At 67.9% G+C, this 20,317-nt stretch carries 17 protein-coding genes and 1 pseudogene; 15 read left to right on the forward strand and 3 right to left on the reverse strand.

Annotated features, from left to right (window positions below):
* The first annotated feature begins 189 nt into the window (after positions 1–189).
* The 3 genes from ACFQ50_RS08115 to ACFQ50_RS08125 all read left to right on the forward strand — a co-directional run bounded on the left by ACFQ50_RS08115 (position 190) and on the right by ACFQ50_RS08125 (position 3,469).
* The gene (locus ACFQ50_RS08115; RefSeq protein WP_377995011.1) at positions 190–1,734 is read left to right on the forward strand and encodes an amidohydrolase; all 1,545 of its coding nucleotides are present in this window, start codon (positions 190–192) and stop codon (positions 1,732–1,734) included.
* A 107-nt stretch (positions 1,735–1,841) separates the two neighbouring features.
* Positions 1,842–2,459, forward strand: a complete 618-nt coding sequence (locus ACFQ50_RS08120; protein WP_377995012.1) for a uracil-DNA glycosylase — start codon at positions 1,842–1,844, stop codon at positions 2,457–2,459.
* 26 nt (positions 2,460–2,485) lie between these two features.
* Positions 2,486–3,469 (forward strand): hypothetical protein, encoded by a 984-nt coding sequence (locus ACFQ50_RS08125; RefSeq protein ID WP_377995013.1) that lies wholly within the window; start codon positions 2,486–2,488, stop codon positions 3,467–3,469.
* 24 nt (positions 3,470–3,493) lie between these two features.
* On the opposite strand, the gene ACFQ50_RS08130 is transcribed toward ACFQ50_RS08125, so the two are convergent.
* Entirely contained in the window at positions 3,494–4,801 is a 1,308-nt protein-coding gene (locus ACFQ50_RS08130) for a type II toxin-antitoxin system HipA family toxin (protein WP_377995014.1), read from the reverse strand.
* Complete coding sequence (locus ACFQ50_RS08135; RefSeq protein WP_377995015.1) at positions 4,798–5,103, reverse strand: type II toxin-antitoxin system Y4mF family antitoxin; 306 nt, start codon at positions 5,101–5,103, stop codon at positions 4,798–4,800. The genes ACFQ50_RS08130 and ACFQ50_RS08135 overlap by 4 nt, the downstream gene beginning before the upstream one ends.
* Positions 5,104–5,369: 266 nt before the next feature.
* On the opposite strand from ACFQ50_RS08135, the gene ACFQ50_RS08140 reads away from it, so the two are divergent.
* The 12 genes and pseudogenes from ACFQ50_RS08140 (at position 5,370) to ACFQ50_RS08195 (ending at position 19,107) form a co-directional block, all read left to right on the forward strand.
* Positions 5,370–6,608 carry an MFS transporter gene (locus ACFQ50_RS08140; RefSeq protein ID WP_377995016.1) on the forward strand — a complete coding sequence of 413 codons (1,239 nt, stop codon included), beginning with the start codon at positions 5,370–5,372 and terminating at the stop codon, positions 6,606–6,608.
* A gap of 98 nt (positions 6,609–6,706) precedes the next feature.
* Positions 6,707–7,438 carry a FadR/GntR family transcriptional regulator gene (locus ACFQ50_RS08145; protein ID WP_377995017.1) on the forward strand — a complete coding sequence of 244 codons (732 nt, stop codon included), beginning with the start codon at positions 6,707–6,709 and terminating at the stop codon, positions 7,436–7,438.
* Positions 7,439–7,533: 95 nt separating this feature from the next.
* On the forward strand, positions 7,534–8,604 hold the full coding sequence (locus tag ACFQ50_RS08150; RefSeq protein ID WP_377995018.1) for an asparaginase: 1,071 nt from the start codon (positions 7,534–7,536) through the stop codon (positions 8,602–8,604).
* A gap of 9 nt (positions 8,605–8,613) precedes the next feature.
* Positions 8,614–10,044 carry an aspartate ammonia-lyase gene (locus ACFQ50_RS08155; protein WP_377995019.1) on the forward strand — a complete coding sequence of 477 codons (1,431 nt, stop codon included), beginning with the start codon at positions 8,614–8,616 and terminating at the stop codon, positions 10,042–10,044.
* A 42-nt stretch (positions 10,045–10,086) separates the two neighbouring features.
* Entirely contained in the window at positions 10,087–11,628 is a 1,542-nt protein-coding gene (locus ACFQ50_RS08160; RefSeq protein ID WP_377995020.1) for an amino acid permease, read from the forward strand.
* A 526-nt stretch (positions 11,629–12,154) separates the two neighbouring features.
* Positions 12,155–12,511, forward strand: a pseudogene (locus tag ACFQ50_RS08165) (FAD-binding oxidoreductase); the annotation flags it as partial.
* 467 nt (positions 12,512–12,978) lie between these two features.
* Positions 12,979–13,431 (forward strand): BBE domain-containing protein, encoded by a 453-nt coding sequence (locus ACFQ50_RS08170; RefSeq protein WP_377995021.1) that lies wholly within the window; start codon positions 12,979–12,981, stop codon positions 13,429–13,431.
* A gap of 235 nt (positions 13,432–13,666) precedes the next feature.
* Positions 13,667–15,034: a rhodanese-like domain-containing protein gene (locus ACFQ50_RS08175; RefSeq protein WP_377995022.1), complete on the forward strand. Its 1,368-nt coding sequence runs from the start codon at positions 13,667–13,669 to the stop codon at positions 15,032–15,034.
* A gap of 96 nt (positions 15,035–15,130) precedes the next feature.
* Positions 15,131–15,631, forward strand: coding sequence for a universal stress protein (locus ACFQ50_RS08180; RefSeq protein ID WP_377995023.1), 501 nt, complete (start codon positions 15,131–15,133; stop codon positions 15,629–15,631).
* A 124-nt stretch (positions 15,632–15,755) separates the two neighbouring features.
* Positions 15,756–17,072, forward strand: a complete 1,317-nt coding sequence (locus ACFQ50_RS08185; RefSeq protein ID WP_377995024.1) for an ATP-binding protein — start codon at positions 15,756–15,758, stop codon at positions 17,070–17,072.
* A 101-nt stretch (positions 17,073–17,173) separates the two neighbouring features.
* Complete coding sequence (locus tag ACFQ50_RS08190) at positions 17,174–17,812, forward strand: hypothetical protein (protein WP_377995025.1); 639 nt, start codon at positions 17,174–17,176, stop codon at positions 17,810–17,812.
* A 41-nt stretch (positions 17,813–17,853) separates the two neighbouring features.
* Positions 17,854–19,107 carry a low temperature requirement protein A gene (locus ACFQ50_RS08195; RefSeq protein WP_377995026.1) on the forward strand — a complete coding sequence of 418 codons (1,254 nt, stop codon included), beginning with the start codon at positions 17,854–17,856 and terminating at the stop codon, positions 19,105–19,107.
* A 45-nt stretch (positions 19,108–19,152) separates the two neighbouring features.
* Here ACFQ50_RS08195 and gluQRS read toward each other — a convergent pair whose 3' ends face one another.
* Positions 19,153–20,034 carry a tRNA glutamyl-Q(34) synthetase GluQRS gene (gene gluQRS, locus ACFQ50_RS08200; protein ID WP_377995027.1) on the reverse strand — a complete coding sequence of 294 codons (882 nt, stop codon included), beginning with the start codon at positions 20,032–20,034 and terminating at the stop codon, positions 19,153–19,155.
* Between the last annotated feature and the right edge of the window lie 283 nt (positions 20,035–20,317).

Genomic DNA, 20,317 nt, shown 5'->3' on the forward strand with positions numbered 1-20,317 from the left:
ATTAAAGTTCATGTGCCCAACGCCTCCCCGACTTCATTGTCGGAACCGTGTCACGTCCAGAATGCACCCTTCGGCCAGCGCTGGGAAGAGGCGTTCGGGCGAAGCCCCGTCGGCGCGGACCAAGGGAAAGGGCGCCACGACGGGGCGGGGCGGATTGGCGCTGGCCGGATACGTGCCTAGCCTGTTCCTATGCCTTGCAGCCAGGACGATCCAGCAGCACGAAACCGGATGCCCACAGACATGGTGCTTGCCGCCGTGAGGCTGCCCGGCCACGCAGAATGCTCCGACGTCCATATCCGCAACGGCCACGTATCCGCGATCACCGCAACCGGAGAACGCCCCGAGGGTTTCACCACAGCGAATACCGCGGCCGATACCCAGGTGGTGGATCTTGAGGGGCGTTTCGTCATTCCGGGCCTGTGGGACGAGCACGTCCACATGACGCAGTGGGCGCTGGCCGCCAACCGGATCGACCTTTCCGGCGCCGCTTCGGCGAGGGCCGCCGTCGAGCTTGTCCGCAACCGGATTGCGGCGACAGGCCTCGGGGCAGAACCGACCATGACGGTGGTGGGCGCGGGCTTCCGGGACGCCGTGTGGGAAGACGTTCCCAGCGCGGAAATGCTCGACGACGCCACCCGCGGCGTGCCGACGGCCCTCATCAGCCATGACCTGCATTGTGTCTGGCTTAATTCAGCGGCCGCCCGGAGATACGGTGTCCAACTACCGGCAGACGGGCTGCTCCGTGAGGAAGCGGCGTTCACCGTCACGCGCGAACTCGGAAAGCTGCCCGACGACGTCGTGGACGGTTGGGTGTCCACGGCCGGCCGGGAAGCCGCGGCCCGCGGAGTTGTGGGCGTGGTGGACCTGGAGATGACGTGGAACCGCGACGTCTGGCTGCGCCGGATCGCCGGCGGGTTCAGATCCCTGCGCGTGGACGCGGGTGTGTATCCGGAGGATCTGGAGCGGGCGGCCGGTGAAGGGATGCGCACGGGGCAGGAGGTCGACGGCGGGGCGGGACTCTTGCGGGTTGGTCCGCTGAAGGTGCTGATCGACGGTTCCCTCAATACGCGCACCGCCTTCTGCGTTGACCCGTACCCGCACGGCGGGCACGGCGTCCTGACCGTGAGCGAAGCCGAGCTGGTTACCCTGCTTGGCCGGGCACGGGAGACGGGCTTCGTGCCGGCCGTCCACGCCATCGGCGACGGCGCCAACCGGGTTGCGCTGGACGCCTTCGCCGAGGCCGGGACCGGCGGCCGGATCGAGCACGCCCAGTTTGTGCGGCAGGAGGACTTCGCCCGGTTCGGTGAACTTGGCCTGACGGCCAGCGTCCAACCCGTCCACGCGCTCGACGACCGCGACGCCGCTGACGCGAACTGGGCCGGCCGCACCGACCGGGCGTTCCCGCTCCGCTCACTGCTGGACGGCGGTGCGCGGCTGGCGCTCGGTTCCGATGCGCCGGTGGCGCCCCTGGATCCGTGGCTGGCAATGTCCGCCGCAACGGCGCGGGCGCGGAACGACGGCCGCGGCCCATGGCACCCGGAGCAGGCCCTGACCCGGGAGGAGGCGCTGCTCGCGTCAACGCGGGGGCGCGGCCGGATCCGGGCCGGGAATGTGGCGGATATCGCCGTGCTGGATGCGGACCCCCTGGCCGCGCCCGACGCCGTGTTCGCCGGGATGCCCGTCGCTGCGACGCTCGTGGCGGGCCGGTTCACGTTCCGGGGCGCAGGGGTTTAGGAGTCCTGTTGGGTCGGCGGAAACTCCCCCACGCACCCTAACCGTCAAAAGCGTAGAGTGGCCTAAGACGCCTGATTCTTGGACGCCATGCAGCTAAGGGAGAAATCGTGACGATTGACTGGGACGAAAAGAAAGCCCTGCTACAGGAACCGAACATCGCAGCAGTGACGCAACTGTGCGATGAACTCATGGAGAAGAAGCCGGGATCGACCGTTCCTTATATCGACCCCGTCCATGACGAGGACGAATGCCGGATTGTCAGCCTCCAGGTCAGCCCGGGCAAGGGAACCGAGTCCGGCTTCGTATCCCATTTCAACGACGACGAGGCCGCCCGGCGGGCCACCCAGATCTATGAGCTCGCCGAGCTGGATCCGCGCTATGTCATGCCATGGAACGCCTACCCCTGGGTGCGCGACCCGGACATGCCCTCCGCCCTCAGCGTGCAGGAGAAGACCGATGGCCTGCGCCCCTTCCGGCAGTTCATGAAGATCAACAAGCGCGTCTCGGCCATCATCGCCCACGGCACGGACGCTGCCACCTTCCTGACCCTCTTCGAGAAGACCTACCACTCCTCGCTGAAGAACAACGGCATCAAAATCTACAAGGCCAGCGCGCTCGGCGGGCGGGCCTTTGCTGTTTCCGACGCCAAGCAGGAGGAGCTCCTGACCAAAAGCGTGGACACCTACAAAGACGCCATGCAGCGCGCAGGCATCCAGCACCTGTAGCTCCCGGTCCTGGCCCGGATAAACACGTGCTCGACTGGTTGCTCGATTCCGACCCATCGATCCGGTGGCAGGTCCTGCGTGACCTGACGGATGCGCCTGCCGAGGAAGTGCGTGCCGAGCGTGCACGCGTGGCCACCGAGGGCTGGGGCGCGCGCCTGCTCGCCCTGCAGGGCGCCGACGGCCAGTGGGACGGCGGCACGTTCTTCCCGGTCCCGTATGACGGCTCCGAGCCGGGCCAGCCCTGGACCGCCACGACCTACAGCCTCCTGCTCCTGCGCGATCTCGGTCTCGACCCCGGCAGTGAGGAAGCCCGCGCCGCTGTCCGGCAAGTGAGGGAGAACAGCCGCTGGGAAGAGGGTGGCCAGCCGTTCTTCGACGGCGAGGTGGAGCCCTGCATCAACGGCAAAGCCGTGGCCCTCGGGGCGTACTTCGGCGAGAACGTCGACGGCATCGTCCAGCGGCTGCTCGGGGAGCAGCTCGCCGACGGCGGCTGGAACTGCGAGGCGGAGCGTGGATCGGTGCGCTCGTCCTTCGCGACCACCATCAACGTGCTGGAAGGGCTGCTGGAACATGAGCGGGTCACCGGCGGAACTCCTGAATCCATTGCTGCGCGGAGGCGGGGCGAGGAATACCTGCTGGACCGGGCGCTGCTGCGGCGCAAGAGCACCGGCGAGCTGGTGGACCCGGACTGGCTGCAGTTCTCCTACCCGACCCGCTGGTTCTATGACGCGCTCCGCGGCCTCGACTACTTCCGGGAAGCGTGCTCCCAGGATGCGCACCTCCAGGATGCCGACCTGCAGGACACGGGCGGACCGCCGGACACCCGCCTTGCCGAGGCCATCGGTTTGCTTCGCTCAAAACGGCAGCCCGACGGAACCTGGCTGCTCGAGAACACCCATCCCGGCCGCATCCACTTCGCGATGGAGGACGGCGACGGGCGCCCCAGCCGCTGGAACACGCTTCGCGCCCTGCGTGTGCTCCGCTGGTACGACGGCGGCCCGGAGCTTTAAGCTCCGGAGCTCCAGCCTTCCGGGTCACCCCTCAAGCAGCCTCCGGCGGTGTTTGAGCTCCTTGACCCATGCTCTGGTGACCATGTCCGGAAAAGGCGAGGCGCCGCCGTCGCCCTTTGAAACAGTGCCCTTTGAAACAAAGTCCGTTGTAGCGGTGGACGTTGACATGGGCGCCGTTGCCGCGAAGGCCGTCCCGGCTTCCAGGTCCGCGAGCAGCGGGCCTGCGGCCCTCAAGGCCAAATCCACCGCTTGCGCAGCCGCGCGTTCGGGCAGCCCGAGGGCCGTGGCCCAGGCCAGGAAGTGCTTGCGGGAGATCCCGCTGCGCTTGCCGCCGAGCGTCAGTGCGAGCGTCTTGTCGCCGTAGACCACTGTGGAGGGGATGTCGTAAACGGGGGCGATGGACCATTCCCCGTGCGGCTGCTGCACCATGGACACGTTCTTCGCATGCAGGTCCCCGTTGCCGCTAAGCAGAGCGAAGGCGGCCTGGATGGCCAGGTTCCGCAGCGCCGGCAACGGCGCCGCGCAGTATTCGGCGAGCGCATTGCACACCGTTCCGAACCCCACGTTGTACTTGTCCGCCGGGTACAGCTTCAGCACCTGGGCACCGTCCTCGACGGCGAGGCGCTGCACCGCGTCCGGCGCACCTGCCGCGCCGGCCATCCCGGCCGTCAGGGGCACCCGATCGAACCGCTCCACCAGCAGCCCGGGCCGGCCGGCGACGTCGCGCATCAGCTGCACCCGGCTTAGCGGAACCCTCAGCTTCGCCGCATAGCGGAACATGATGAACTCGTTCTCCACTACGTGCGGAAACTCCGGGGCGTTGAGCTTGAGGATGAATCGCCGCCCGGCACTGGCCACGGGCATGGAAATCATGCCCGCGGACAGCTTGTCCTGCACGCCGGCGAGCGCCACGGGATCAATCAGGCCAGAGTCGCCCAGCAGTTCGTCGAAGTCCACGGGCTTGCGCGGGTCGACCTCGACGGCGTGCTCCTCCGGATCCAGCGGCTCCCCGTGGCCCACGATCTGCACGTCGCCCACCGGGTTGCCGCCGGCGGCGATGAGCAGCGAGAGGTCGTCGTCCGCGCTGGTTTTGATGGACCGTCGCAGCGCGTTCAGCCGCCGGCCCTCCGGGAGCAGGCCCGTGAAGTAAGGCGGCGCTGCACCTGCCCCGGAGAGCACGGCCTCCGGTGACAGCGGCAGTGAACTCGCGACGGCGGGTCGGCCGCTCTGCAGGTAGGCAGGCAGATAGCTGAACTTCGTGCCGCCGTCGTACCGTTCCAGCCGGGCGGCCAGGACACCGCGCTTGTAGATGTCCGCTACGCGGTGCCTCACGGCTGGGCCTCCCGTTCGCTGCGAGCGCTGCCCTCCAGCGGAACGTCCGACGGCGGCCGCTCCGACAGTGGTTGGGTCACCAGTGCTTGGGTCACCAGTGCGCGGGCGGCAGCGCTGGTGCGGGTGGCGAGCTGCAGCTCGAGTCCGAGCGTGTCCAGCAGGGCCACCAGCGTGTCCAGCCGGAGGCTCGGCTTGCCCTGCTCCACGAAGCGGACCAAGCGTTCGGAGACTCCGGCCATGTCGGCGAGGTCCTGCTGGCTCAGGCGAAGGGCGGTCCGGCGTGCGCGGACGGCTACGGCCAAGTGGGTTGTGAACGGGTCGGCCAAGATTCCCCCAAGGGATGAGCAATGCAGTTTTGTAATGGGTAATAGGTACGATCGTGCCGTTTCTGCTTCAGACCCAGTTTATCCGGCCGGACAACCGCTGCATAGGGCAAATCCGGCACGATCGTGCCGCTGCCTGCGTGGGGTTCACGGTACAGGTAACGCCAGGGCCTCCCTGCGGGCCGGCGGTGCGCTTAGCGTTGAAGTTCCGGCGGACGAGCAGCCGGCCCTTTAGGAGGAATGACGTGAAACGCCTGCTGGTTCCCTCGGCCGCACTGTTGTGGGGTCTGCAGTTCGCATTCCTCAACCCTGCCCTGGCCTTCCTGCTCGTGGCACTGTTCAATGCCACTCCCCAGGATGTGGGCTGGGTCCTTGCCGTCTACAACGCCAGTGGATTCGTCGCCTCGCTCCTGGTGCCCGCCTACGCCGACCGGACCCAGAACTACCTGCGCCCCCTGCTTGCGTGCGGCGCCCTCACCGTGGCCCTCGCCGGGCTCCTGGCACTGAGCACCTCACTGCCGGTAGCCGTCGTCGGCCTCATCACCCTGGGCGGACCCGCCGGCGTTGGCAGTTCGCTCCTCTTCGCGCACCTCAAGCACTCCGGCGCAGCGCCATCGGACGTCATGAATACGCGGGCCATCGTCTCCTTCGCATGGGTGGCCGGGCCGCCGCTGGCCACCTTCATCATGGGGACGCTGGGGAGCCGGGCCATCCTGCCCGCCCTCGCCGCGGTTGCCCTTCTCAACGTCGCCACCACTGCGGCGATGATGGCGCGGCGGCGGGCAACCGCGGTGGCCGACACTTCGGCCATGTCGGCAGACGGCGACGCCCCGGAGAGCGGCGGCACCGGCGCCACTGTTCCCGCGGCCAGCGAGGTTGCCGCCGGCAGGAGGCTGGTGGCGGCCACAGTCATCGGGTTCATCGCACTCCAAGCCACCAACAGCGCAGCAGTCTCTGTCATGGGCCTCTTTGTGACCGAGAACCTGGGACTGGACGTCATGTGGGCGGGCATTGTCCTCGGCATCTCCGCGGCCCTCGAGATTCCGGCCCTCCTGCTGATGGGGCGGCTCACCAGGCGCTTCCCGAGCCGCGCACTCATCATGTCCGGATGCCTGGCCGGCGCGGCCTACTATGCGGCCATGGCTTTCGTCGCCGGCCCCATAGCCCTCATCGCGCTGCAGCTCCTCAACGCCTGGTTCTTTGCCGTAGTTGCAGGAGTTGGGCTCACCCTGTTCCAGGAGATCATCCCCCGGCCGGGCCTCGCGGCCGGCCTCTACGCCAACACCCGGCGGCTCGGCGCCATCGTTTCCGGTCCGGTTATTGGCTTCGGCTCCATGACGGCATTCGGCTACCGCGGAGCCTTCGCCGCCTGTGCCTGCCTTGCCCTGTTGGCGCTGGCCGTCATTTCAACCTCAGCAAGCCGGCCGGGGCTCAAGCGGAGCAGGCCGGCGGAGACTGTCCCTGCCGCAGCCCCGGGCCGCTGAGACCCCCACCCACCCGGGGCGCCAAACGTCTTCCGAAGACGGCGCCCCAACGCCCAGGCGGTTGACACCCGCCTGTGACCCGTGCCATATTCTTAACCGTGAACCTGTCAGACAGCCGGACAGCCGGACAGCAAGGCCGCCCAAGTGCCTTCCCGCTGGCGCGCCTCAGCGCGGCCGAGGCCGTGTTCAACGCTATCCGCGGGGACATCCACAGCGGGGCTCTGGCCGTCGGGGCCAAGCTCAGCTCGGAAGCTGCCCTGGCCTCGCAGTACGGGGTGAGCCGCTCCGTGATCCGCGAGGCGCTGCGGTCCTGCACCGCCCTCGGCCTGACAGTCACCAAGACCGGGCGGGGGACGTTCGTCGTAGCGGACCATGTTGCCAACGACCTCGTCCTGGGCCAGTTCTCGGCGCGGGACCTCACCGAGGCCCGGCCGCACATCGAAGTCCCCGCCGCCGGCCTCGCCGCCGAGCGCCGCACCACCGAGGACCTGGAAATCCTCCGCGGCATGATGGCGTCCATGGCCGCGGAAACCGATCCCGAAGCCTGGGTCACCCTCGATTCCAGCTTCCATGCAGCCATCGCCCGCGCCAGCGGCAACAAGGTGTTCGAAAGCGTGGTGGCTGACATCCGCGACGCCCTCGCCCACCAGTCCGAGACCCTTAACATGGTGGCCGACCGCCAGCACGCCTCCGACGTCGAACACCGCCTGATCCTCGACGCCATCGAAGCCGGCTCAGCGTCAGACGCCAGCGCCGCCATGGCCGGACATCTGCGCGCCGTCGGCGAAGCCCTCGACTCCATCCTTGGTACCAACGAAACAGCCCCGTAGCGGCGCCTGCCTTCCTGGCACCCCGAACCAACCAGCCGCACCCGACTCGTCCACGCCATACCCAACTCAAGCCAACACGCAACCCAGAGGACGCCATGCCTTCCCCCGCCATGCCGGCAAGCCATTCCCCTTCCGCGCCGCCCACCGCCGCACCACCCGCAGCTATCCTGCCGCGGCACGAGCCCCTCGCGTTCCAGACCCGGGACGGGCTGGTGGAGAGCGTCCACTATGGCTCCCTGATCGCCACCGCGCCCGACGGCCGTACGCTGCTCTCCGCCGGCGAACCCCAGGCCGCGTTCTACCCCCGGTCCTCCCTCAAGCCACTGCAGGCCGTGGCCATGGTCCGGGCCGGGCTGGATCTGCCCGCCGACCTGCTGGCCCTCACCGCCGCCAGCCACTCCGGCGCACCCCGGCACCTCGACGGGGCCAGCCGCATCCTGGAACTTCACGGGCTGACGCCCGCAGCACTCGAAAACAGCTCCGACCTCCCCTACGGCGCCCGCGAGCGCGAGGAGTGGCTGCGCGGCGGCGGCCGGCCCACGCAGCTGGCCCAGAACTGCTCCGGCAAGCACGCCGCCATGGCCGCCACCTGCGTCATCAACGGCTGGCCCGTACAGGGCTACCTCGACCCCTCCCACCCGCTGCAGAGGCTCGTCGCCGAGACCGTCACCGAACTGACCGGCGAGGAACCCGCCGGCATCAGCACCGACGGCTGCGGCACCCCGCTGTTCGCCCACACCCTCGCCGGCATGGCCCGCGCCTTCGGCCGCCTCGCCTCGGCCGAACTGGCTGATGGCGCATCCGCCCCCGAAAGCCCGGAAGCCGCCGTCGCACATTCCATGCGCCGCCATCCGGAAATGGTGGCGGGCGAGGGCCGCGACGTCACGGACCTCATGCGGCTCCTGCCCGGCGCCCTGGCGAAGGACGGCTTCGAAGGCGTCCAGCTGGTGGGGCTGCCGGACGGACGCGCCGTCGCCGTCAAGATTTCCGACGGCGGTGACCGGGCAAGGATGCCCGTCACCGTCCGCGCGCTGGAAGCGCTCGACGTCGACACCTCCGCCCTTGCGGGCATCGCCACCGGGGCGGTCCTCGGCGGAGGCCGTGAAGTCGGCCTGCTGCAGGCCGCAGACTTTTCCTTCCTGTCCCCGACCGACGACGTTCTTTAAGGACTGCACATGACCGACACCCAATCCCTGCCGGACGCCCAATCGCTGGCTGTCCGTTCCGAGCATGACCTGCTCGGTGACCGCGACATCCCCGCCGCCGCCTACTGGGGCGTCCACACCCTCCGCGCCGTGGAAAACTTCCCCATCACCGGACAGCCGCTCTCCACCAACATGCACCTGGTCCGCGGCCTCGCCGCCGTCAAACTCGCCGCCGCCCGCACCAACCACGAACTCGGGCTCCTGGACCCCGAACGCGCCGCCGCCATCGAAACCGCCTGCACCGACGTCATGAACGGGCACCTGGCCGACCAGTTCGTCGTCGACGTCATCCAGGGCGGCGCCGGCACCTCCTCAAACATGAACGCCAACGAGGTCATCGCCAACCGCGCCCTGGAAATCCTCGGCCACCCCAAAGGCGACTACGCCCGCCTGCACCCCAACGACCACGTCAACCTCTCCCAGTCCACCAACGACGTCTACCCCACCGCCGTGAAACTCGGCACCATCTTCGCCGCCCGGGAACTCCTCTCAGCCCTCACCGAACTCGAAGAGGCCTTCGCCGCCAAAGCCCTCGAATTCCGCACCGTCGTCAAAATGGGCCGCACCCAGCTCCAGGACGCCGTCCCCATGACCCTCGGCCAGGAATTCGGCACCTACGCCGTCACCATCGGCGAAGACCGGCAGCGGCTCGCCGAAGCCGACCTGCTCATCCACGAAATCAACCTCGGCGCCACCGCCATCGGCACCGGCCTGAACGCCCCCGCCGGCTACGCCGACACCGCCTGCCGGCACCTCGCCGACATCACCGCACTGCCCCTCGTCACCGCCGTCGACCTCATCGAGGCCACCCAGGACGTCGGCGCGTTCGTGCACCTCTCCGGCGTGCTCAAACGCGTCGCCGTCAAACTCTCCAAAATCTGCAACGACCTCCGGCTCCTCTCCTCCGGCCCGCGCGCCGGCCTCGGCGAAATCAACCTCCCCGCCGTCCAGTCCGGATCCTCCATCATGCCCGGCAAAATCAACCCCGTGATCCCGGAAGTGGTCTCCCAGGTGGCCTACGAGGTCATCGGCAACGACGTCACCATCACCATGGCCGCCGAAGCCGGCCAGCTCCAGCTCAACGCCTTCGAACCGGTCATCGTCCACAGCCTGCACAAGAGCATCACCCACCTCGAAGCAGCCTGCCGCACCCTCACCACCCGCTGCGTCCACGGCATCACCGCCAACACCGAACACCTCCGCCTCACCGTGGAACAATCCATCGGCCTGGTCACCGCCCTCAACCCCCACCTCGGCTACACCACCGCCACCGCCATCGCCCAGGAAGCCCTCGCCACCGGCCGCGGCGTCGCCGAACTCGTCCTCGAACACGGCCTGCTCACCGAAACCCAACTCCAGGAACTCCTCAGCCCCGAACGCCTGGCCAACCTCAGCAAATAGCGTCCTACCCGTCCGACCCAACCGGAAACCAAAGGATCCCCCATGTCCAACACCCCACAGGGCGCCGCCTCGAACGCGGCAGTCACTGACCATACGGTCCCGGCCCAGGCGCATGCCACCGAAAACCTCCTCCACGCCGAGGACAAGGGCTACCACAAGAGCCTGAAGCCGCGGCAGATCCAGATGATCGCCATCGGCGGCGCGATCGGCACCGGCCTGTTCCTGGGCGCCGGCGGCCGGCTCAACGCCGCCGGACCGTCGCTGGTCATCGCCTACGCGGTCTGCGGCTTCTTCGCCTTCCTGATCCTGCGCGCCCTCGGCGAACTGGTCCTGCACCGGCCGTCGTCGGGCTCGTTCGTCTCCTACGCCCGCGAATTCTTCGGCGAGAAGGCAGCTTTCGTCTCCGGCTGGTTCTACTGGATCAACTGGGCCACCACCACCATCGTGGACATCACCGCCGCCGCGCTCTACATGAACTTCTTCGGCAACTATGTCCCCTGGATGGCCGACGTCCCCCAGTGGGTCTGGGCACTCACTGCCCTCGTCGTCGTGCTTGGACTGAACCTCGTCTCCGTCAAGGTCTTCGGCGAAATGGAATTCTGGTTCGCCATCATCAAGGTCGCCGCCCTCGTCGCGTTCCTGCTCATCGGCACCTACTTCGTCATCTTCGGCACCCCGGTACCCGGCCAGGAAACCGGCTTCAGCCTCATCACCGACAACGGCGGCATTTTCCCCAACGGCCTGCTGCCCATGATCATCCTCATGCAGGGCGTCCTTTTCGCCTACGCCTCCATCGAACTAGTCGGCACTGCCGCCGGCGAAACCGAGAACCCGGAAAAGATCATGCCCAAGGCCATCAACTCCGTGGTCTTCCGGATCGCCGTGTTCTACGTCGGCTCCGTCATTCTGCTGGCCCTGCTCCTGCCCTTCACGTCCTACCAGAAGGGCGTCAGCCCGTTCGTGACGTTCTTCGGCTCCATCGGCATCCAGGGCGTGGACGTCATCATGAACCTCGTGGTCCTCACCGCGGCCCTGTCCTCCCTCAACGCCGGCCTGTACTCCACCGGCCGGATCCTGCGCTCGATGTCCGTTGCGGGCTCCGCCCCCAAGTTCGCCCAGCGCATGAACAAGGCCGGCGTCCCCTACGGCGGCATCGCCATCACCGCCGGAGTCTCCCTGCTCGGCGTCCCGCTGAACTACCTCGTCCCGTCGCAGGCCTTCGAGATCGTCCTGAACATCGCCTCCGTGGGCATCATCGTCACCTGGGCCACCATCGTCCTCTGCCAGATCCAGCTCAAGCGCTGGGCGGACAAGGGCTGGCTCAAGCGCCCCTCGTTCCGGATGTTCGGCGCGCCCTACACGGGCTACCTGTCCCTGTTGTTCCTTGTCGGCGTCCTGGTTATGGTCTTCATCGACTCGCCCCTGACGCTCGTGGTCACGCTCATCGCCATCGCCCTCATGGTGGCCGGTTGGTACGCCTGCCGCAAGCGGATCCACGAGATCGCCGAGGCCCGCGAAGGCTTCACCGGCCTGTCACCCGTCATCGCCAACCGCCCCGGCCCAGGCGCAGCGGACCGGATCTGACCCGCGGGCTCTTCTCCCCCGCAACAACCACGCGAACGCATAGCGCGAACGGACACTTGAGGCCCCAGTCCGAAGGGCCCCAGGTGTCCGTTGGCGCCTTTACGGCCAGCGCCGGGCTCCCGACTGTTGACCGGCGTTTGGGGCGGGAGTAATTTACGACTAGCCGTGCTGTAACCGCTGGGCCACCGGCCCCAACCCGCCGACACGAGGGCGGACCTCGTTCTAAACACGCCAAGGCAACCGCGCGACGTTGCTGCGTTGCCAAGGTGCATCCGGTCTCCGCCGCTGTGGAAGCCTGCGGCATAGGCTCTTGCCCGCCACTATGCAGGACCCCATCGGCTGCTCAACCAGTCACCCGGTACGACCGCCATGCGGCCGCGCCCAGTTGCCCGGGCAGGCCTGCCTGGGTGAATCGGAGTACACCGTGGAAAGCAGCTCCTTCCAGGCCCTGCAGGAGAAAGTGCGCGGCCAGGTCATCACCGCGGATCAGGCGGACTACGACAACGCCCGGGCCGTTTTCAACGGAATGATCGACAAACGCCCCGCGGCCATCCTGCGCGTTTCTCAGGTCGCGGACGTGATTGCCGGAGTCAATTTCGCGCGTGACGCAGGCCTGGACCTGGCGCTGCGCGGCGGCGGGCACAGCGCGCCCGGGTTCGGGACCTGCGACGGCGGCCTCGTCATCGACTTCGCAGAATGCCGGGGAGTGCGCGTGGACCCTGCCACTGCCACCGCGCGGGCCGAGGCCGGAGTGACCTGGGCGGACTTCAACCACGCAACAGGCGCCTTCGGTCTGGCCACCACGGGCGGCATCATCGGATCGACAGGCGTCGCGGGACTCACCCTGGGCGGAGGCATCGGCTACCTCGCCCGGAAGTACGGGTTGTCGTGCGACAACCTCAGGTCCGCTGACGTGGTGACTGCCGACGGAAACTTCGTGGTCGCAAGCGCCACGGAAAACGAGGACCTCTTCTGGGCGCTCCGCGGCGGGACCGGCAATTTCGGCGTCGTGACTTCCTTCGAATTCAACCTGCACCCGGTGGACGTTCTCTACGGCGGAGTGATCATTTACCTACTGGAGCACGCCGGAGCGGTGGCACGCCTCTACAGGGATTACATCGCGACGGCACCGGAGGAAATGGGCGTGTTCCTGGGTTTCCATCAGGGGCCGCCGGTCCCGTTCCTGCCGGAGGAGTATCACGGAAAGCCGGTGGTGGTGCTGGTTGGCGGCTGGGCAGGCCCCCATAACGAGGGCGAGCGCCAATGGCAACCGTTCCTTGACGTTGCGCCCGTCGCCGGCTCCTTCCTGGCCCACTTCCCTACACGGTTCTCAACACACTCTTCGACCCCATGTACCCCAAGGGCCTGCAGGCCTATTGGAAGTCAGAGTTCCTGCCCGGCCTCACCGACGACGTCCTCCGTGTCGCCGAGAAGTTCGGCGAGGGCATTCCGAGCGTCCAGACGGCCAACCACTTTTACCCAGTTAACGGCGCTGTCCAGCGGGTCGGGCGGGACGAGACCGCATTCCCGTACCGCGACGTCAACTTCGCCGTGGACATTGCCTGCCATTGGGAGGATCCGGCGCACAACCAGGCAAACATCAAGTGGGTGCGGGACTACTACGCCGAGCTCCATCCCCTGGGATCCGGTGCGGGCTACGTGAACTTCCTCGATGCCGACGACCAACCGCACATCAAGGACACCTACGGCGGGAACTACTCCCGCCTGGCCCGGGTGAAGGCCACATACGACCCCGGGAACCTGTTCCACATCAACCAAAACATCAAACCTGCCTCGGCCTGAACCTGTCCCCGGCAGCACGTATTGCGGCATTTCTGCACCACTTTTCGACGCCGGCGGACGCTCCGGCCGCGCCAGCCCGGGCGCGCGCACCCGAGTGCCCGGTGAAAGCGGTGCAGAAATGCCCACCACAGGAGTCCGGCAGGCCCCTTCTGCCGCCAATCGGCCTACCATGGAGGCATCCGGGGCGAGGCCCGCGATAAGCGGCGCCTCTCCGGTGCGTCGAAGGGGCCAGACCATGGACGTCGTCGTCATCGAAACCCCGCAGCTCGGGGACCGCAGCTACCTGGTCCACGACGGCCGCGTGGCGCTGGTGGTCGACGCCCAGCGGGACACGGACCGCATCGAGGAGGCCGCCCGGAAAGCCGGCGTGCAGATCACCCACGTGGCCGAAACCCACGTCCACAATGACTACCTCACCGGCGGCCTGATCCTCGCCCGCGCCTATGGCGCCAAGTACCTCGTAAACGCCGCGGACCACGTCGCCTATGAGCGCGAACCGGTTGAGGACGGCCAAACCACGCAAATCGGCACGCTCACGCTCCGCGCGGTGGCCACGCCCGGTCACACCCGCACGCACCTGTCCTACATCGTCACGGACGGACGGGCCCGGGCCGTGTTTTCCGGCGGCAGCCTGCTCTTCGGTTCCGTCGGCCGCACCGATCTCCTCGGACCCGGAGACACCGCCGGGCTAACGCGGGACCAGTACGCGTCCATCCACCGGCTCGCCGACGAAGCCGGACCCGATGCTGCCCTCTATCCCACCCACGGGTTCGGCTCGTTCTGCTCAGTCGGGCCCGCCGCGCGTACCGAGACGTCAACCATCGCGGAACAGCGCGAAGCCAACCACGCCCTGGCGGACCCGGATCCCGAGCACTTCGCTGCCGAGCTCATGGCCAACCTCTCCGCCTACCCGTCCTATTACGCGCACATGTCCCCCATCAACATGACCGGCCCCGAACCTGCGGACCTGAGGCTGCCGGAGTCCCTCGGCGCCGGCGAACTGACGGAGCGGCTGGCCAGGGGCGAGTGGGTGGTGGACCTGCGCCACCGCGTGCTGTTCGCCAGCAACCATCTGCAGGGCACCGTCAGCTTCGAGTACGGTTCAGGGCGAAGCTTCAGTTCCTACCTCGGCTGGGTCCTGCCCTGGGGCGAAAAGCTGACGCTCGTCGGCGGCCGCGAGGACCTGCAAAACGCCGTCCGGGACCTTTCCCGCATCGGCATCGACCGTCCCGATGCCGCGGTGGGAACGGAACCCGGTGAACTCGCGCCGGCCGCCCCTGTCGCCTCCTATCCCCGGGCGGGCTGGCCCGCCGTCGTTCATGAAAAGCCCGACGGCGACACCGTCCTCGACGTCCGGCGTGAAGACGAGTTCGCGTCCTCCCACGTTGCCGGCGCCATCAACGTGCCGCTGCATGAACTGCTGGAGCGCCTGGGCGAGCTGCCTCAGGGGCGCCTCTGGGTGCACTGCGCCACCGGATACCGTGCCGGCGTCGCGGCCAGCCTGCTGCAGCGGGCGGGCCGGGACGTGGTGCAGATCGATGCCCGTTTTCGGGATGCCGCGGCCGCCGGGGTCGCCCTGCAGATGCAGCCGCTGCGGCGGTGACCGGCCGGTCCGTGACCGGGGCGGCCGGTCACGGTTTTAAAGTCCAGTGCTTCAAAGTCCAATGTTGCAAAGTCGAGGTCGCAAAGGAGAACAACGATGGATGCCGAGGGCAAAGTGGTTGTGGGAGTGGACGGCTCGGACTCCTCGGTGGAGGCCCTCCGTCTGGCGGCGCGGCTGGCACCGGGCCTGGGTGCCCGTGTCCATGCCGTGGCGTGCTGGCATTTCCCGGAAATGTATGCCGGGTACATCCCCCCGGATTTCGAGGCGTTCGAAACCTCTGCTGCCGACATCCTGGCCCAGTCCATCGAGAAGGCCTTCGGGCCGGACGTTCCGGAGACCCTGACCAGTGAACTCGTGCGCGGCCCGGCCCCGGCCAAGCTGGTGGAGGTGGCCGCCGGAGCCGCGATGCTGGTGGTGGGGCGCAGGGGCCACGGCGGATTCATGGGCCTGCACCTCGGCTCGGTGAGCACGGCATGCGTTGCGCATGCCGAATGCCCGGTCCTGGTGGTGCACACCAAGGATGACCATGAGCGCACCCATCACTTCCGCAGGGGTGCAGCGGGCAAGGACTCATCCGTAGACGCGGACAAGCGCTGACCGCCCGCGTAACGCAACGCACCTGCAACCCCGTACCGGCGCGGCATCGCCTAAGCTCGGCTCAGCGCCTCGAAAAGCAGGCAGCTCAGAACTGGCTCAACGTCGAACCACGGGAGAGAACCTCATGACCAACTGGCGGATCCGGGACTTCCACTCCGCGGACCTTGACGGCATCCTGCACCTCTGGGAATCACTGAAGGCCACCAACGTCGAGCCGGTCTATGCGCTCTCCGAAGTGCTGGCCTCCTGCGAAAAGGACCATGCTGTAGTGGCTGTCCTCGGCGACCAGGTGGTGGGCGCCGCCGTCGGCCGTGCAGCCCATGACCAGGGGTGGGTCGTTTTCCTGGCCACCCTGCCCGAATTCCGCGGCCGGGGCATCGGCACCTCGCTGCTCGCCGCCGTCGAAAACCGGATGGCACCGCACGGGCTGAACAAGCTTTCCGCCCTGATGCCCGAGTTGGAGACCCGGGTGGAGGCCTTCCTGAGCCGCGGTTTCGTGCTCAAGAAAAACCTGCGCTACTTCGAGCGCACCATCCCTGTGCAGCGCCAGGAACTCGAGCCCCTGGGCCTGCTTGGCGGCCGGATACTGGCCCGGGACCTGTGGGAGAACGTGGCGGGCATGCGCCGGGAGAAGGAGCTCCTGGAGCGCCGCCTGGTCCTGCCGCTGGCCGAGGCCGACCTCGCCGACGAATTCGGCGTGGTGCCGCCGCGGGCCGTGGTGCTGTTCGGGCCGCCCGGCACCGGCAAGACCACCTTCGCCAAGGCCATTGCCTCACGCCTCGAGTGGCCCTTCGTCGAGGTCTTCCCCTCCCGCCTGGCCGCCGACCCCAAGGGCCTGGCCGGTGCGCTGCGGGAGACGTTCCTGGAGATTTCGGAACTCGAGCACGCCGTCGTGTTCATCGACGAGGTGGAGGAAATCGCTTCCCAGCGTGCCGGGGACCCGCCGTCGCCGCTGCAGGGCGTCACCAACGAACTGCTCAAGATCATCCCCGCCTTCCGCGAACAGCCCGGCCGCTTGCTCGTGTGTGCCACCAACTTCATCCGAGCCCTCGACACCGCCTTCCTCCGGCACGGCCGCTTCGACTACGTCATCCCCATCGGCCTCCCCGACCGGCAGGCCCGCGAAGCCATGTGGCAACGCTTCATCCCCGCCGCCGTCGTCGACAATGTGGACGTGGAGCAGCTGGTGGACCGCACCGAGGGCTTCTCACCCGCGGACATTGAGTTCGCCGCGCGGAGCGCCTCCCAGCGGGCGCTGGAAAAAGCCGTGTACGACGACGGCGGGCTGGCGTCCGGGGGCGGCGTCTCCGTCCGCGAGGCGGTCCGGAAGGGCCCCGCCACCCAGGACTACCTCGACGCCATCGCCGATACCCGCACCACCGTCAGCGAGGAAGTGCACCAGGAGTTCCTGGAGGACATCGACGCCCTCGGCCGGGTCTAAGGGAATTTGCCGGCCATTTCGACGGTTCCGTGCGTGTTAGACGCGGACGGCCGTCTAGCCGGCAGGGAACCGTCGAAACGGACCACGAAGGGAGGAGAGGCGTGATCCTGTTTCTCACCATAGTCAGCGGCCTGGCCTGGACCGTCGTCTACGTCGAGGCGATCAGGTTGGGCTTCCAGGAGCGCACCTACGCCATCCCGGCGGCGGCCCTGGCGCTCAACTTCGCCTGGGAGGCCATCTACGCCTCGCGGTCCGTGGCCACCGGACTTTCGGCCCAGGGTGTCTTCAACATTGTGTGGGGTCTGGCGGACGTCCTGATCGTCTTCACCTTCCTGCGGTTCGGGCGGGCGGAGCTGCCGCACTGGGTCACCCGGCCGCTCTTCCTGGCCTGGGCCGTCCTGCTGGGCATCACGTCGTTCGCCGTGCAGCTGCTGTTCGTGGCCGAGTTCGGCTGGGACGACGCCACCAAGTACGCCGCATTCCTGCAGAACCTGCTGATGTCCGGCCTGTTCATCGCGATGTTCGTCTCGCGCGGAAGCGGCCGGGGACAGTCACTCGTCATCGCCGTGGCCAAGTGGATCGGCACGTTCGCCCCCACCATCGTCTACGGCGGATACGGAAACTCGGCCCTGATACTGGGCCTCGGCACGCTGTGCAGCGTGTTCGACCTGGCCTACATTGCCCTGCTCTGGCGGGCGGGGTTGCGGTTCCGGCGCGGACCTGCCCTGCAGCCTTCCTGACACACCAGCGGCGCCCCGTTGTGACACGCTACGTTTGACCCATGCCCTCTTCTAATCCCCTCCGGCATGCCGTGGCCCGCATGGGTGGCCGGGATCCCCACCAGCCGCACCGGACAGCCACCCCGCTGGAGCTCTTCTTCGACCTGACCTTCGTGATCGCCTTCGGGGTGGCCGGCAGCCAGTTTGCCCACGAGATCGCGGAGGGACACTTCGGCGCCGGACTGCTCGGCTTTTCCTTCGCCATGTTTGCCGTGATCTGGGCCTGGATCAACTTCACCTGGTTCGCCAGCGCCTACGACACCGACGACTGGGTGTTCCGGGTGGTCACCATGGTCCAGCTGGTGGGCGTCCTGATCCTGGCGATGGGAATCGAGCCCATGTTCCACTCCCTCGTCGAGGGGAAGCACGTAGACAACACCGTCATCGTGGGCGGCTATATCATCATGCGGCTGGCCCTGGTCTTCCAGTGGCTGCGGGCCGCCCGCCAGGACCCGGCCCGGCGGAAGACGTGCCTGCGATACGCGGGATACCTGGCCATGGTCCAGCTCGGGTGGATCGCGGTGCTGCTGATTCAGGCGGATGTGCCCACCACGTTCCTGATGATTGCACCGCTGTATGTCCTGGAACTGGCCACCCCGTATGTGGCCGAGCGCAATGCCGCCACCCCCTGGCACGCCCATCACATCGCCGAACGCTACGGCCTGCTGGCCATCATCGCCCTCGGCGAATGCCTCATCGGCGCTGTCGAGACACTCCGGGCCATCGTGGCCAACCACGGCTGGTCGGCTGATGCCGCCCTGGTGGGTTTCGGCGGCACGGCGCTGGCCTTCGGCATGTGGTGGATCTACTTCATCCTGCCCGCCGGCCGGGCCCTGCACCTGCAGCGCCACCGCTCCTACTTCTTCGGCTACGGCCACATCCCCGTCTTCGCCGCGATCGCCGCCACCGGGGCGGGCCTGCATGTCGCGGCGTACTACATTGACCACGCCGCGCACATCAGCGCCGCCGTCGCCGTCGCCAGCATCGCCGTTCCCGTGGCGCTGTTCAAGGTAACGCTCACGGCACTTTTCAGCGTCATGACGTGCGTCGACCGCACCCTCGTTGCCGTCACCACCGGAGTGGTGTGCGTACTCGCCGGAGCTGTGGCCCTGGGCGCGGCGGGCGTCTCTGTTCCCGTCTGCCTGCTCATCATTGTTGCCGCACTCGGCGCCTCGATCGTTATCGATGAACGCCGGAGCGCGGACCTGCTCCACTCGGCGCTGGAGCAGCTGGATCAGCGGGCCAAGCTGGGCTAGTGCGCCGGGGTCCCGACGGGCCTGACCGGCGGCGGAGCCCCGATGCTACACCCCGGGCCACACCCATGGCCCGCGCGGCAGGCTGGCGGGCGAAAATCCCTGAAGGGCCGTCTCGAGGGACGCGCCCGGCAGGCCCAGCGACTCCAGGATCGCCCGCTGCACGGCTTCCGCGGGGAGTCCGACGGCGGCCAGATCAGCCAGGGTAACCGCACCGTCTCGCTTGGCCAGCCGGGCGCCGTCGGCGTTCACCACCAGCGGGACGTGCGCATATTCCGGAACGGGCATATTCAACAGGGACGCCAGATATGCCTGCCGGGGTGTGGACGGCAGGAGATCGTCGCCCCGGACCACTTGGTCTATGCCCTGTTCGGCATCATCCACGACGACGGCCAGGTTGTAGGCGGTCACGCCGTCGTTCCGGCGCAGGACAAAGTCATCCACCACTCCGGTGAACGTCCCGTGCAGCACATCCCGCACCGTCCATTCGGCCACGGAGGAACGAAGCCGGATGGCCGCCGGGCGGCTGCACCGCTTGAACTCAACCTCCGCCGCTGACAGCCTCCTGCACGTTCCGGGATAAGCGCCCTGCGGCGCATGCGGCGCGGAGGGTGCCTCCTGGATCTCCCGGCGGGTGCAGAAGCATTCGTAGGTCAGCCCGGCCGCGGCCAGCCGTCCGATGGCTGCCGTGTACAGCGGCTCCCGGTCCGTCTGGCGCACCACCGCGCCGTCCCAGGTCACGCCGACGGCGGCAAGGTCGCGCAACTGCGCGGCTTCAGCGCCGGCCCGCGCCCGGTCGAGGTCCTCGACCCGCAGCAGGAACCGCCGCCCGGTGGAACGGGCAAAGAGCCAGGCCAGGATTGCCGTCCGGAGGTTTCCCACGTGCAGCTCACCAGACGGGCTGGGGGCGAAGCGGCCAGCAGAAGTCATGCCCTCCAGCCTATGCCGAACACCACAAGAGCCCCTCAGCTACCGCACACTCCGGGCGTTGGCCGGGAATCGGTGGCTCAGGGGCTCTTGCCGTGCCTGCCCCGGACGGAACTCCGTCCAGGAAATCGAGGCACTTCTTGCGGAAAGACGAATGCGTGAACAAGTGTCAATCAGCGGCTGCCTCCTTGCGGGAAGCGTGGTCCAGGGGGCCGGGTGGTGTGCCGGGAGCCTGTTGCCTGCCGGCTGCGGGGGTAACCGTCGCCTGCGTTGCCACTATCTGAGC

The organism is Arthrobacter sp. NPDC056493, assembly GCF_042795115.1.
In the GTDB taxonomy this organism is placed as follows: Bacteria; Actinomycetota; Actinomycetes; order Actinomycetales; family Micrococcaceae; genus Arthrobacter.